This is a genomic window from Luteolibacter sp. LG18, assembly GCF_036322585.1.
In the GTDB taxonomy this organism is placed as follows: domain Bacteria; phylum Verrucomicrobiota; class Verrucomicrobiia; order Verrucomicrobiales; family Akkermansiaceae; genus Luteolibacter.
Map to the genome: position 1 here is coordinate 2,950,484 of NZ_AP024600.1, position 12,778 is coordinate 2,963,261.

The 12,778-nt window shown below is 65.4% G+C and carries 12 protein-coding genes; 6 read left to right on the forward strand and 6 right to left on the reverse strand.

Translation table 11 applies throughout. The features are described from left to right. The first annotated feature begins 159 nt into the window (after window positions 1-159). The gene (locus llg_RS12180; protein WP_338284941.1) at window positions 160-960 is read left to right on the forward strand and encodes a gamma-glutamyl-gamma-aminobutyrate hydrolase family protein; all 801 of its coding nucleotides are present in this window, start codon (window positions 160-162) and stop codon (window positions 958-960) included. Continuing rightward, window positions 957-1,910: a multidrug resistance efflux transporter family protein gene (locus llg_RS12185; RefSeq protein WP_338284942.1), complete on the forward strand. Its 954-nt coding sequence runs from the start codon at window positions 957-959 to the stop codon at window positions 1,908-1,910. Before llg_RS12180 ends, llg_RS12185 begins: the two co-directional genes overlap by 4 nt. Window positions 1,911-2,202: 292 nt before the next feature. On the opposite strand, the gene llg_RS12190 is transcribed toward llg_RS12185, so the two are convergent. The 3 genes from llg_RS12190 to hprK form a co-directional block, all read right to left on the reverse strand. Further along, window positions 2,203-2,469 carry an HPr family phosphocarrier protein gene (locus llg_RS12190; protein ID WP_338284943.1) on the reverse strand — a complete coding sequence of 89 codons (267 nt, stop codon included), beginning with the start codon at window positions 2,467-2,469 and terminating at the stop codon, window positions 2,203-2,205. 91 nt (window positions 2,470-2,560) lie between these two features. Further along, a complete protein-coding gene (locus tag llg_RS12195) occupies window positions 2,561-3,127 on the reverse strand; it encodes a hypothetical protein (protein WP_338284944.1) in 567 nt (188 codons plus the stop codon). Between the two features lie 3 nt (window positions 3,128-3,130). Beyond that, window positions 3,131-4,087, reverse strand: coding sequence for an HPr(Ser) kinase/phosphatase (gene hprK / locus llg_RS12200; protein ID WP_338284945.1), 957 nt, complete (start codon window positions 4,085-4,087; stop codon window positions 3,131-3,133). A 157-nt stretch (window positions 4,088-4,244) separates the two neighbouring features. Here hprK and llg_RS12205 point away from each other — a divergent pair, with 157 nt between their 5' ends. Together llg_RS12205 and llg_RS12210 are read left to right on the forward strand one after the other, a co-directional pair. Further along, window positions 4,245-5,249 (forward strand): hypothetical protein, encoded by a 1,005-nt coding sequence (locus llg_RS12205; RefSeq protein WP_338284946.1) that lies wholly within the window; start codon window positions 4,245-4,247, stop codon window positions 5,247-5,249. 33 nt (window positions 5,250-5,282) lie between these two features. Next, window positions 5,283-5,744 (forward strand): EVE domain-containing protein, encoded by a 462-nt coding sequence (locus tag llg_RS12210; protein ID WP_338284947.1) that lies wholly within the window; start codon window positions 5,283-5,285, stop codon window positions 5,742-5,744. 210 nt (window positions 5,745-5,954) lie between these two features. Here llg_RS12210 and llg_RS12215 read toward each other — a convergent pair whose 3' ends face one another. After that, on the reverse strand, window positions 5,955-6,530 hold the full coding sequence (locus tag llg_RS12215) for a DinB family protein (protein WP_338284948.1): 576 nt from the start codon (window positions 6,528-6,530) through the stop codon (window positions 5,955-5,957). Window positions 6,531-6,828: 298 nt separating this feature from the next. Beyond that, window positions 6,829-7,455, reverse strand: coding sequence for a TetR/AcrR family transcriptional regulator (locus llg_RS12220; protein WP_338284949.1), 627 nt, complete (start codon window positions 7,453-7,455; stop codon window positions 6,829-6,831). Window positions 7,456-7,874: 419 nt separating this feature from the next. Here llg_RS12220 and llg_RS12225 point away from each other — a divergent pair, with 419 nt between their 5' ends. Both llg_RS12225 and llg_RS12230 read left to right on the forward strand, forming a co-directional pair. After that, the gene (locus llg_RS12225; protein WP_338284950.1) at window positions 7,875-8,762 is read left to right on the forward strand and encodes a PhzF family phenazine biosynthesis protein; all 888 of its coding nucleotides are present in this window, start codon (window positions 7,875-7,877) and stop codon (window positions 8,760-8,762) included. Between the two features lie 100 nt (window positions 8,763-8,862). Beyond that, a complete protein-coding gene (locus llg_RS12230) occupies window positions 8,863-10,179 on the forward strand; it encodes a hypothetical protein (RefSeq protein ID WP_338284951.1) in 1,317 nt (438 codons plus the stop codon). 280 nt (window positions 10,180-10,459) lie between these two features. Here the strand turns inward: llg_RS12230 and llg_RS12235 are convergent, their stop codons facing one another. Continuing rightward, the gene (locus tag llg_RS12235; RefSeq protein WP_338284952.1) at window positions 10,460-12,709 is read right to left on the reverse strand and encodes an autotransporter-associated beta strand repeat-containing protein; all 2,250 of its coding nucleotides are present in this window, start codon (window positions 12,707-12,709) and stop codon (window positions 10,460-10,462) included. Between the last annotated feature and the right edge of the window lie 69 nt (window positions 12,710-12,778).

Sequence of the window (12,778 nt, forward strand, 5' to 3'; positions counted from 1 at the left end):
CTCCCAGATGGCTGAATTTCAAACGGAAACGGACATTTTCCGGCGTCGGGAGGGCAATTTCCGGGTATAAATTCGTCGTGATGCCGAAACCGGTTGCCCCGCCGGGACATCGTTGGTTCGGTGGGCCCGCACGGTTTTTTCTCCACCTCTTTCCTGTCTATGCACGCGTCCGCTTCTCCCGCCCGCCCGGTGGTGCTCATCGCCTCCTGCAAGCGCGAACTCGACGGCTTCCCGACCTACACGATCCGGAACAACTACATCGAGGCGCTCACCCTCGTCGGCTGCCAGGGGCTGATCGTGCCGGAGCCCGCGGCGGGGGATTTCTCGACGTTGCTGGCGGTGGCGGACGGCATCCTGTTCAATGGCTCGCCCTCCAACGTCCATCCTTCCCACTACGGCGAGGAAGTCCACGACCCCTCGCTGCCGCAGGACCGCGACCGCGATGCCTGGACGCTGCCGTTGATCCGGCTGGCGCTGGAGCGGGGGATTCCCCTTTTCGGCATCTGCCGCGGCTACCAGGAAATGAATGTCGCGCTCGGCGGCAGCCTCCACCAGGCGGTGCACGAGGTCCCGGGTTTTTTCGACCACCGGCCGGACGATGGTGACCCGCTGGAGAAACGCTACGCCATTGCCCACTCCGTGGAGGTCGTTCCGGGCGGTTTGCTGGAGGGCATCCTCGGGGCCCCGAGCATCGAGGTGAACTCCGTGCACGGCCAGGGCGTGAACCGTCTGGCACCTTCGCTCCGCGCCGAGGCGAAGGCTCCCGATGGCTTGGTCGAGGCCTTCACTTGCCCGGGCGCGAAGGGGTTCAACCTCGCCGTCCAGTGGCATCCGGAGTGGCGGCCGCAGGACCATCCGGCGTCGCTGAAAGTGCTCCAGGCGTTCGGCGATGCCTGCCTGCGCCACCATCAAGACCGCGCCAGCGTCACCGCCGCCCATGAGGCGGTGTTTCCGGGATGAACCCGGAGCCTGGTCAATCGCGGTTGCTGTGGCGCGGGCTCGCGCTCGGCATGGTGGCCGCGGCGTTTTTCTCGGTCAGCTTCGTAATCAGCCGCCAGATGGCGGAGGCGAACGGCCACTGGGCGTGGACCGCCGCGCTGCGGTTCCTGATGATGCTGCCGATGCTCTTCGGCATCCTGCTGGTGCGCCGGAAGTGGGGCGAGTTTTGGGAGACTTGGAAGGCCGCGCCGCTGGGGTGGATCGTGTGGGGAACGGTCGGCTGCGGGATCTTCTACGCCGCGCTGGTGGCGGCCTGCGCCATTTCCCCGGCGTGGGTGGTGGCGGGTTCGTGGCCGGTGGCGATCGTGATCGGTATCGTGCTCGCGCCGTTTCTCTACACCGATCACCGTCGGCATATCCCGCGGCGGGCCTTGGTCTATAGCTCGCTGATCGTGGTGGGCGTGATGCTGCTCCAGGTGGGCGAAGCGCGTTCGATGGACTGGCGCGCGGTGGTGGCGGGGCTCGTGCTGGTGCTCGCCAGCGCCACGGCCCACCCGATCGGGAACCGCATGAGCATGCAGCTCATGGAAAAGCGGCACCTGCGTCCGGACGCGGTGATCCGTCTCACCGCCCTCACCGTGGGCAGCCTGCCGGGATGGCTGATCCTGTGCGTGTGGGGCTATTTCCGCGCCGGGTGGCCGCCGCCGGACCAACTCACCGGTTCGCTGGTGGTGGCCGTGTGCGGGGTGATCGCCACGCCGGTGTTCTACGGGGCCACGCAGTTGGTCAGCCGCGATCCCGAGGCGCTCGCGGCGGTGGAGGCCACGCAGGCGGCCGAAATTCTCTTCACGCTGGTGTTTGAGGCGATCCTGATCGGCATCCGTCCGCCGGACGCCTTCGGCATCACAGGGCTGGTCGTGATCATCAGCGGCATCCTGCTGCACGCCGCTCCGAAACGGCGGCGGCTCTGATATGGAGTGCGGCGAGTGATCGCCGCTTTGGGCACCGGAGAGGATCGACGGGGATCCAGCGGAGCTGAGGAGCAAGAGCTTGAACCAGAGAGGAGGTAGTTCTGGAACGTGGGAGCTGCCCGTCGGATGCAGGCGCTTTTCCCGGCGATGGATCGCCTCCGCTCAAAGCGGCGATGGCTCGCCGCACTCCAAAAAAAATTCCCGTGTATGCGGGGCAAACACGGGAACGAAATGGGCCGCGCAGGTGCACGACCCTCGATATGAAAAGGGGCTTACTTCCCCGAAGAAACCCTCAATCCTCCTCGAACTTGCGGGTGATCAGGTCGCCGATCGCGTCGAGCGCGGCGTCCGCATCCGGACCATCGGCGGTCACGGCGATCACGGAACCATGGCCGGCGGCGAGCATCATCAGACCCATGATGCTCTTGCCATCGACTTCCTCGCCATCCTTCTCGACGCGGATTTCCGACTGGAACCGGTTCGAGGTTTTCACGAACTGGGCCGCGGGCCGGGCGTGGATGCCGAGCTTGTTGATGATGGTGAAGTCTTTGCGAGCCATGGAGGGTAGAACGCCTGGGCGGCGACGGGCGGAGTGTAGGGAGCCGTTCCCGGAGACTCCAAGGTAAAAATGAAGGTCCGGGCGGGTGGAGCTACGAAGCGTCTTCGGGGACACCTTTGACCGGAAGTCCGAGTTTCTGGCCGAGCCGGATGGCGAAGTCCACGGACGCGTCGCGGCGATGGCAGTCCAGCATGCTCATGAGCGTCATGCTCCCGCGCAGGCTGACGAGGTGGCGGGTGGGTCCTTTCGATCGGATGGACCGGAAATGGACGTGATCGAAGTCCGCCAGCGGCAAGCGTTTCCGCCACAGGGTGAATCGACCGGCTTTTCGACGCACTTCCAGCCGCTTTGCCGGGAGGTCGAAGTGGAAATAGCGGCGGGTCAGGCGGCGGACCGCGAACAGGCCGAAGCCCACAAGGAACGGGGAGGATTGAGCCAAGGTGACTGGCCCGACATGCACCAGACCGATGGCCAACAACGTGCCCCCGAACGCACCGGCGGGCAGCATCATGAGGGCCCGGCCCACCAGATCCCAGCGGGTGTGGTTCTCCGTGACGACGAATCCTTCGTCCGGATCGGTCGAACCGGGCAATAGCTCGGTTCGAAACAGCGGTCGCTCCTGATTCAGCTCCGCGATGAAACGCTCCAAGGCGGTCATGCCTCAGAACCCACCCGCCATGTGGTTGAGCAGCTTCTGGTTGAACTCGTCCGCCATGTTGTAGCCGAGACGGCGGAGCTGCTGGTCGAGCGCGGCGATCGCCACCATGCGGGCGGTGTCGCGGCCGGGGGCCACCGGGATTTCGACGTGCGGGATGTGCTGGCCGAGCACCTCGTAGGTCTTCGTCTGGAGGCCCAGGCGGTCCACCTCGTTGAGGTCGGCGTGCGGCTTGAGCGTCACGACGAGGTCGAGGCGCTTGTCCGGGCGGATCGAGGCGAGGCCGTAGAGGTTGGCGGCATTGATGATGCCGATGCCGCGGATTTCCATGTAGCCGCGGGAAAGGTCCGGCGCGGTGGCGATCAGCTCGCCGCCCACCAGCTTCAGCCGCACCATGTCGTCCGCCACCAGCGCGGCGCCGCGCTCGAGCAGGCCGACGGCGGTTTCGCTCTTACCCGACCCGCTTTTGCCGACGATCATCACGCCGATGCCGCGCATGTCGACCATGCAGCCGTGGATGGTCACGCTCGGGCCGAAATCGTGCTCCAGCCGGATGGTGGCGGCATTGAGGAACTTCATGGTCACCTGCGAGGTGCCGAAAACGGGGATGTGGTGCTCCTTCGCCACCGCCATCAGGTCGTCGCCGAGCGTCGCGCCGCGGGCGACCACGATGCAGGGGATGTCGCGGTCGCAGATCCGGCGGAAACGGTCGGCGCGCATCGGGTCCGGCAGCTTCTTTAAATAGGCGAGTTCGGAATTGCCGAAGACCTGGATGCGCTTGCGGGCGAAGTAGGAGAAGAATCCAGCCAGCGCCAGGCCCGGGCGGTTGATCGCGGGCTCGCTGATCAGGCGGTCGAAACCGTGGCTCTCGCCGTGGAGGGACAGGCCGAGGACCTCGGCATGGCGTTCGAAAAACTCCCCGACGGTGATGGAGGCGACGGTTTTGACTCGCGGCGTGGACATTGCAGGCATTCGGAAGCGGCCCCGGCCAACATGCAAGTTCCAATCGTGTCGGGTGGCCCGCGCGCCGGAGCTCTCCCGATTTTTCTGGTGTTAGATCCGCCGGTGCCGGTCACTGGACGTCCCGCGGCCCGTGCCGCGGGGTGGCTCCCTCCCTCCGATGAACCGGTTCCTTGCCTGCTGGTGGCTCGGGCTCGCTCCTGCCATGGCGATCCCCGGGGGCGGCACGCTCACGCTGGTGAACCAGACCGGCTTCAACAAGCTGACCGTGACCTTCGATCCGGGGCTGGCCTCGACCTCCACCTCGACCCTCACCGGCACGCTGCCGATCACCCTGGATGCCGATCCCGCCACCGGCCGGGTGTCCGCGCTCACGATCGTGAATGGGCGGATCTCCGGGACCACCCTCACGTTCCACACCTTCCTCTATAATCTCACGATCACCGGCCTGGGCGCGGCGGTGACCACGCCGACCCCGCCGGGGGTGGTCACGCCCGCCACGGGCCAGTTCGACGCCACCCAGTATCAGACCGCGATCGACCAGGGCTCGATGACCGGCACCGTCTTCGGCAGCCCGGTGGACTGGACCTTCACCCCGCAGGAGCCCGCCATCGGCAGCGGCACCGGGACGGGCACGATCGCACTGACCAATGGCGTCGATTCCGGGATCTACCGGAACTTCACCGCCACCCTCACCCTGCCGGTGAGCGTGGATGACACCACCGTGACGGACAGCGGCACGGTCCGGATCACCTCCACCGGCACGATCAAGGCGACCGGCACCGTGCAGATTCCGAAAACCTCCTACCTGGCGTGGACCGTGGCCCAGGGGGCGGCGGGCGCGTCGTTCGCCACCGTGTCGAACCGGCTCCCGAACGGCCTGCGCTGGGCGCTCGGCATCGGGATGACCGCCGATCCGCTTCTTTATCTACCGAAGTCCCGTGCGGGCGTGCCGCAGGGATTCAGCCTGCCATTTCCCGCCACCGGCACCGGCGGCCCGGTCACGGTGCTCGTTTCCACCGGCCTCGGCACCTGGACCACGCTGCCCGCCAGCCGCTTGTCCACCGGCGTGAACCCGATCCCGGCCGGGACGGTGGGGGAGGTGACCGTTTCACCGGGCACGGCGGCGAAGGAATTCATCCGGCTGAAGGCCACCGAGCCTTGAGGTCGCGGCGCGAGCCGGTCCATGCTCCCGCCCATGCGCCACTGGTTGATCAAGTCCGAGCCCGACGTCTTCTCCATCGACCACCTGGCCGCCGTGAAACGCGAGCCGTGGACCGGCGTCCGGAACTACCAGGCGCGGAACTCGATGTGGAAGGACATGCAGCCCGGCGACCTCGCGCTCTTCTATCATTCCAACGCCGTGCCGCCGGGCGTGGCCGGGGTCGCCCGCGTGGCGGGGGACGCCTACCCGGACCCGACCCAGTTCGATGAGGCCAGCGAGTACTTCGACCCGAAGGCGACCAAGGAGAACCCGCGCTGGTGGCTCCGCGATTTCGAGTTCGTGGAGAAGTTCCCGGCCTACGTCCCGCTCCAGCAGATGAAAGAGGACGACGCCCTCCAGGGCATGGTGGTCCTCCAGAAAGGCACCCGCCTTTCGATCACCCCGCTCGAAGCCGTGCACTTCAAGCGCGTTCGGAAGCTGGGTGGGGTGAAGTAGCGCAAGTTTCCAACTTGCGAATCGGAAGAGCGACGAAGTCCCTGACCAATCCGGTCCGCCGATGAGTGGCTAGTGATCAGTCATCAGTGATCAGAGAAGAGGAAGAATCTGAGGTGATCTTCTCTGGCCACCAACCACCGGCCACTTGAGAGCGGACTGGATGTGCGAGGCCGGGCGCGGGCCTCCCCATCCGCAAGTTGGAAACTTGCGCTACTTCGCCGCCACGATCCTCTCCAGCTGCCGCCGGTGCAGCGCCTGGTGGAACGCGTTCAGGACCACCCACCGCCGCGCGTCGAGCGGCCCGAACCACGGGTGCGGGAATTTCGGCTTCGTCGGAAACGTGAGCGCCGCCACCGCCGCCGGGTAGCCGTCCAGCAGCCGCCCGAATTCCTCCAGCAGCTCCGCGCCCGCCTCGCCCTTCGGCTTCACCGCCGCCGTGCTGACCGCCCGCCCGGGCACCACCCCGGCGGAGAGCGACCGCGCCGCGCCCAGCATCGCCGGGCCGGTGATGAGCAGGTGCTCCACCACCATCAGCGGCGACCACTCCCGCGAGCTGTCCTCCATCCCGCGCAGCCGCTCGATCCTCACCCGCGTCCGCTGCCGCTCCGGCTCCAGCGCCCGGACTCGCTCCACGATCCACCGGCCGTCCGCGACGAACCGATCCACCGCCTCCGCGGTCGTCGTCTTCCGGACGAACCGCGGGAAGATCACGTGCCTCGCCAGCCATCCCTCGACGGCCGGCAGCCCCGCTCCCGGCGCGGCCAACGGTTCAGTTTTTGAGCTCATTTTTGGCGATTTTCAGTTGTGAAAAACCGGTCAACAACCGGCGCAAAACCCTGTGAACAACCTGCTGGCAACCAGTGAGCAGTCGTGCGAATAACCCGCGCATAACCAGTTGATAGTGCTGTGAATTCTTTCCAAATAACCGGTTTGCAACCGGCGAAAAACCTTGCGAGCAACCTGTGGAAAAGCCATCGGCAAGCCGTGGACAAGTGTGTGGAAAATCCCTCGATTTTCCCGTGGTATCCTGTTAACAACCTGTGAGCGGGTGTGGATGAGATTGAGGATCAATCGCTTGAATCCATCATTTCAAAGGATTGCGTAGGGTTTCCAAGTAACCCTCCAAGGCTTTCAGGCTGAGCTGGAAGATCCTAAAATCACGGGCGGTCTTGGCCTGGGTGGCGGTGCCGGTGAGGCTGGCGACCACGAAAACCGCCTCCGCCTCGGGATCGATCGAGGCATGCACGATTCCGGCCTTCTGGCCGCGCCTCAAAGCCCCCGAAATGGCCTCGCGCCAAGCGGTGTAAAGCGCGTCCAATTTTCCGCGTAGCACGTCATCCAACGGGGCCATTTCGGTCGCCAGATTTCCGATCGGACAGCCATGAAAAAGGAAGCCTTCCGGGCCCTCCTTCTCGATCCTGGCGACGTGCCCGCGGATCAAATCCCGCAGCGTGGTGACCGGATCGGCGGTTTCCTGAAGCGGCTGGAACCAGCGCGTCTCCATGGCCGGGAACAGGCGCTCGTCGACCAGCGCGATGGCCAGCGCGGCCTTGTCCGGGAAGTGGTGGAACAGGGCGCCCTTGGTGAGCTCGGCCCGGTCGACGATCCGGTTGAGGCTGCCGCCTTGGAAGCCATTCCGGTAAAATTCGTCGAATGACGCCTGCAGGACGGCGCTGCGGGTGGCCGATGGATCACGCGGGCGACGGCTCATGGGCTTGAACATGCCAACCGGTCGGTATGTTTCAAGGAGAAAAGGGAACAGTGGTGGAGGATGGTGTTTCCAAGGAGTAGGGACATTCCTGTCCCGTTTTTTATCCCGCGTGCAGACTGGTCCGGCCGCGGGCGGCTTCACTTTGGGTACCGAAGAAGGGAGGGAGGATTGGGGGGCGTTTCGTGATTCACGCTGGCGGGTATGAATGTGACGATAGGGCGATAGCCCGCCCTTTCCCCCAGGATACAGGTGAAGATCGCGAGAACGATGAAGAACGGGACAGGAATGTTTGCCAGCGAATGGATAGACCAAGTGGCTGGCCATGTCCGCTTCGCTCCCATTCTACTCCTTGAATGGGTTCACCTTGCCCCGCGCCTTCCGGCATTGCCACCCGTCACCGGCTTCGCGAAGAACAGGTCATGCCAATCGATTTCGTTCAGGTGGACGCCTTCACCCATCGGCCGCTTTACGGAAATCCGGCCGCGGTGGTGTTTGACGCCGACAACCTCCCGGCGGAAACCATGCAGCGGATCGCGCGTGAGATGAACCTATCCGAGACGGTGTTCCTCCTGAAGCCGACCACGCCGGACGCCGATTACCGGGCGCGCATTTTCACCCCGGCGAGCGAATTGCCCTTCGCAGGTCACCCGACGGTGGCCGCGGCGCATGCGGTCCTGACCCGCGATCCGGAAAAGGCCGGTGCCACCTTGCTCCGGCAGGAGTGCGGGATCGGCATCGTGCCGGTCGAGGTCGTGCCGTCCACCGCAGGTAGGCTGCTGCGCATGACCCAAGGCGCTCCGACCTGGCGCGAGGCGGAGCTTTCCCGGGAAACCGTGGCGGCGATGCTCGGCTGTGCGGCGTCGGATCTTTCCGACCTGCCTTTCGAGGTGGTTTCGACCGGCGTGCCGTGGTTGATCGTGGAACTGTCCCGGTTCGAGGCGATTTCGGCGCTCCATCCCGACCAGACGCGGATCGAGAGCGCTTGCAAGGCGCTGGGTGCTGTCGGGATGACGGTGTTCGTGGAACGCGGGGATGGAGGTCCGGTGCGGCTCCGGGTGCGGACCTTCGCACCCGGCGAGGGAGTGGTGGAGGACCCGGTCTGCGGCTCCGGCAATGGCTCGGTGGCGGCCTTCCTCGCCCGCCACAAGCACGCGGAGGAAGCGTCGGGCGGTTACCTCGCCGAACAGGGCATCGAGATCGGCCGGGACGGAATCGTGCAGGCTTCCTGGGACCGGGATGGCGGAGCGTTGCGGGTGCGCGTCGGTGGGGAGGCGGTCATCGTCGCCAGCGGGCAATTGTTCCTGTGAACGCGACCCGATGGAGCGGTGGCAGTGGCGTCGCGAAACTGGAGATCCGTTCTAAGAATCCATCGTCAAACGTGTCATCCCGGCACATGTTCACGCTGCCATGAAGTCCGCCATCCTCTCCCTTGCCGTGCTGACCGCGCCTCTCGCGGACGCCATGTTCGCCCTGCCGCAGTTGGTGCCGGTGGCGACCCTTGAGAAAAACGCCACCACCTACACGGTCGACCAGCCCCGCGATGCGAATGGCTGGTACGTGCTGGCACGGATCCATTACCTCGCGTTCGTCCAGAAAGCCGGGGAGTTGGCCGCGTATCCATCGCCGCAGAACGACCAGCCGCCGGCGGTCGACCAGGCGGCAGGCATGGGAAAGGGGGCTTACCTGGCCCTGCGCAAGGAGGCGGAGCGCCGGGCCATGGAGAAACTGGGCATCACCTCGAAGCCGGATGACCTGGCGGACAACCGCAAGTTCCAGAACGAGGTCGAAATGATCGCCACGGATCTGAAGAACAGCGGTTGGAAGCCCCCGGTGCCCGCGCCAGAGGAGCTGGCCCGGCACGTCCGCGAGTCGCTGGCGGCCTTCGCGAAGGCACAGGAGCTGGAGCCGAATAACGCGCTTTACCAGCTCGGGAAGGCCTCGCTCCTCGATCAATACGCGCTCGGCAAGCCGGAGTTGGAAAAGGCGGGCGTGAAGGATCTGCCTGCCGCGGTGGAGGTCAAGGAGCGGGCGGCGGCCTACCATCTCGCCTTCACGCTTTCGAAGGACAAGGACGCGGCCCGTCCGAGCCTGCCGCTGCGGGGGCTTTCCGATCTGGTGAGCTACGAGGCAGGCATGGCCTATTTGAAATTGGAGCCGGAGGGGGCGAATGCCGCCGGGGTGAAGGAGCATCTGGCGAAGCTCGACAAGCTCCCGCCCGGGCCGATCACGCCGATCGTGTTCTCGATGGAGGAGGCGGCCACCTCGTTGGAATCGCTGCTCGATCCGGGCCGAACCGCGACCTTCGATCTGACCGGCTTGGGTCGCGCCGATGCCTGGCCGTGGTTGAAGCCGACCACTTCGCTGCTGGTGTGGGATCCAAAGCACGGCGGCTGTATTCGCGATGGGCGCCAGCTTTTCGGCACCTACACCTGGGGCATTTTCTGGGAAAACGGTTTCCGCGCGCTGGCGATGCTGGATGACAACCACGATGGGGTGTTGAGCGGAAAGGAGCTCGAAGGTCTCGCCGCGTGGACGGATGCGGATGGGGATGGCGTTTCCTCGCTGGCGGAGGTGGTGCCGTTGTCGAAATTGCGTGTCCGCTCGATCGCGACTCATGAACGCGGCACGGACGGTGTCCATCCGCATCATCCGGAAGGGATGGTGCTGGAGGATGGCTCGACGCGGCCGTTGTGGGATTGGGTGACGAAGGGGATCGAGCCGTGAGGGTAGGGTCGCACCGCTTTGGCTGGGAGTAGGGACATTCTTGTCCCGTTCTTTTTCACCAAACAGCCCCGTCCGCTGCCACGGGGCGCCCCGTCCCTTGGTCCAACGGGACGGCGTTCTTTTTGCGAATGGCCCCGTCCGCTGCCAATGGCTCACCCCATCCCCTCGTCTGTGGGGACGGCGTTTATCCCGCGAACGGCGTCCACCGCCCGGTCATCTCGGCGAGATGACCCTACCTCCGCGGCGATCCGCGAAGGCAGGGTCTCACGCTCATTCCCGTTTAGGGAGAGCTCACCTTGGCGCGGATGAAGCCCTTCGCGGCGGAACCCACGGTCGGGCTCAGGCGGAAGGTGTGGAAGGTCCAGCCGGAGTTCAGGGCGGGCAGGCTCAGGCCGGTTTGGATGGTGGTGGCGTCGGCACCGGTGACTTCGGTGACCGTGACCGGGAAGCCGCTCAGGGTGGCGCTACCTTCGATCACATAGGTCACGGTGTCCGCGGTGGCGGTCATGGTGGGGGCCGCGGCGGTGAAGGTCGCGGTGGAGCGAGCTGGCAGGGTGAGCGTCAGCACCTGGTCGGGGCCGATGGTGACGATCTTCGAGACGATCTTGCCGCTGGGGAAACCGGACAACGGTTCGTCGTCGAAGGCGAACTCGCCGAGGTTGTTCAAGCCGTCGTTGTCCGGGTTGTCACCCTTGCCGTTGTTGCCGGTGGTGAGGCCCTTGCTGGTGGCCCAGGCGCCGAAGGCATCGGTGAACACCAGTTCGACCTGCTTCGCGCCGGAGTTGTAGTTCACCGCGTAGCCGGCGGGCAGGCCGGTGACGGTGCCGAAAGTGCCGGTGAGGGTGCCGGTGTAGCTGGCGATGACCAGCGTGCCGGTGGCTCCGGTGGCGGTGATGGCCAGGGTGGAGCCGGTGAGGTTCAGGTTCCCGGTCACCGCGATCTTGTCAGTGGTGGCGCCACTGACCTCGCAGGCGTAGGTGCCGGCCAGGGTGAGCGCGCCGGTGTTCAGCGTGCCGACGCTGTTGCCCGGGGCGATGGTGGCGCCACTGCTGATGGTCACCGCGCCGCTGGCCCTGCCCACGCCGCCGAGCTTGGCCCCGCTGCTCACGGACACCGCACCGGTGCCGGTGGCGGAGTCGGTGGGGGAGATCGTGCCGCCGGAGTTGACGGTGACAGCCCCGGGGACCGGCCCGGTTCCGGCCAGGGTGCCGCTGGGATTAACCGCGACGGCTCCGGTGCCGGTGGGAGAGGTGATATCGGTGATGAGCAAGGTGCCGCCGTTGACCGTGGTGGTGCCGGTGTAGGTATTCGTCCGGGTGAGAGTGAGCGTGCCGGTACCGGTTTTCGTCAGTGTCCCGGTGCCGGAGATGACCTCGGAGCAGACTTGGTTCGACGAGGAGTTGAACGTCAATGAGCCCGCGTTGGCGATGGGACTGGGAGCCGGAGTGCCGGTGAGAATCAGCGATCCGCTGCGGATGCTCGTGCCGCCGGTGTAGGAGTGGTTCCCCGCGAGGGTGACCGTGCCACCGCCATCCACCCACACGCTGGCGGAACCGGAGATCCCGGCTTGGTCCGGGCTGGTTACCGTGTAGGGAAGCGCAGCGGTGTTCTGAAAGATGACAGCGGCTCCGGAGACCCCGCCAGCGGAGAGGGTGATCGTGTTCTGGGTGACGGCCAACTGGGCTCCGTTGTTCGAGTAGGTGTCGCCGAAGATGACCGTGCCCAGTGAAGTCCGGAGGGTATCAAACGTGGCCGTGGTCAGCGGCGCGGCGGCGAGGTTGGTGGTGAAATTCGCCGTGCTGGAGGGGTTCCAGGTCGAGCCGCCGGTGCCGGTCCACCAGCCGATGCCGGTCACGTCCCGGAGCTGGATGGCATTCATCTGGGCATAGGCGGCCTTGCTGAAAATCGAGAACGCCTGGCTGGTCCCGGTGGCTCGGAACCACCCCTTGGAGTATTGGCCAAGGCCGCCGAGGGCGTTCGTGGTGTTGTAATCGATGGCGACGTTGTTCGCGCCTCTGAGCTCGCCCCCCGGGCCAGAAGCATTGGCCCGGCTGTCGTTCATCCAGACCTGGACCGCGTAACTGCGTCCCGCGGTCAGGTTGTTCAGCGTGACGCTGCCGCCCGCATAGGTGTCATTCAACCAGATGCCTCCGGTCAGGATCGATTTGTAGGCAGTGGAGAGGGATTCGAACGGATTGGTGGCCGGAGCGCCGAAAATGGAGTTCGAGAGCTGATTGAAGATCGTCATCGAGATCGCTCCGCTTCCGAGCGTGGTGTAACTGTTGCCGCCGGTGAAGGACACACCATTGACCACCACTGGAGCGGCCGGGTTCGACTCATTGAAGGCATAAACCGGCGAGCCGGCGGTCATGACATCGGAATCCGAGGAGATCGTGACGGCCGGGCCAAAGACCACGGGGGCGGCATCAAGCGGGGTCCCGGCCATCGCGATCACGGTGGCGGAGATGTAAAAACGCAGGGCTCCCGTGAGGCTTGCGGGAGTCAGGAAGGACGGGTTTTTTTGCATCATGGGACAATCAGGAAGATGCGAATGGCATATCCCCCATGATTAATGATGACAATGTATTTACGTATTTAT

Coding starts and splice junctions, on each gene's coding strand:
- llg_RS12180 (WP_338284941.1), top strand. CDS start 160: ATGCACGCGTCCGCTTCTCCCGCCCGCCCGGTGGTGCTCATCGCCTCC.
- llg_RS12185 (WP_338284942.1), top strand. CDS start 957: ATGAACCCGGAGCCTGGTCAATCGCGGTTGCTGTGGCGCGGGCTCGCG.
- llg_RS12190 (WP_338284943.1), bottom strand. CDS start 2,469: ATGGCTCGCAAAGACTTCACCATCATCAACAAGCTCGGCATCCACGCC.
- llg_RS12195 (WP_338284944.1), bottom strand. CDS start 3,127: ATGACCGCCTTGGAGCGTTTCATCGCGGAGCTGAATCAGGAGCGACCG.
- hprK (WP_338284945.1), bottom strand. CDS start 4,087: ATGTCCACGCCGCGAGTCAAAACCGTCGCCTCCATCACCGTCGGGGAG.
- llg_RS12205 (WP_338284946.1), top strand. CDS start 4,245: ATGAACCGGTTCCTTGCCTGCTGGTGGCTCGGGCTCGCTCCTGCCATG.
- llg_RS12210 (WP_338284947.1), top strand. CDS start 5,283: ATGCGCCACTGGTTGATCAAGTCCGAGCCCGACGTCTTCTCCATCGAC.
- llg_RS12215 (WP_338284948.1), bottom strand. CDS start 6,530: ATGAGCTCAAAAACTGAACCGTTGGCCGCGCCGGGAGCGGGGCTGCCG.
- llg_RS12220 (WP_338284949.1), bottom strand. CDS start 7,455: ATGAGCCGTCGCCCGCGTGATCCATCGGCCACCCGCAGCGCCGTCCTG.
- llg_RS12225 (WP_338284950.1), top strand. CDS start 7,875: ATGCCAATCGATTTCGTTCAGGTGGACGCCTTCACCCATCGGCCGCTT.
- llg_RS12230 (WP_338284951.1), top strand. CDS start 8,863: ATGAAGTCCGCCATCCTCTCCCTTGCCGTGCTGACCGCGCCTCTCGCG.
- llg_RS12235 (WP_338284952.1), bottom strand. CDS start 12,709: ATGATGCAAAAAAACCCGTCCTTCCTGACTCCCGCAAGCCTCACGGGA.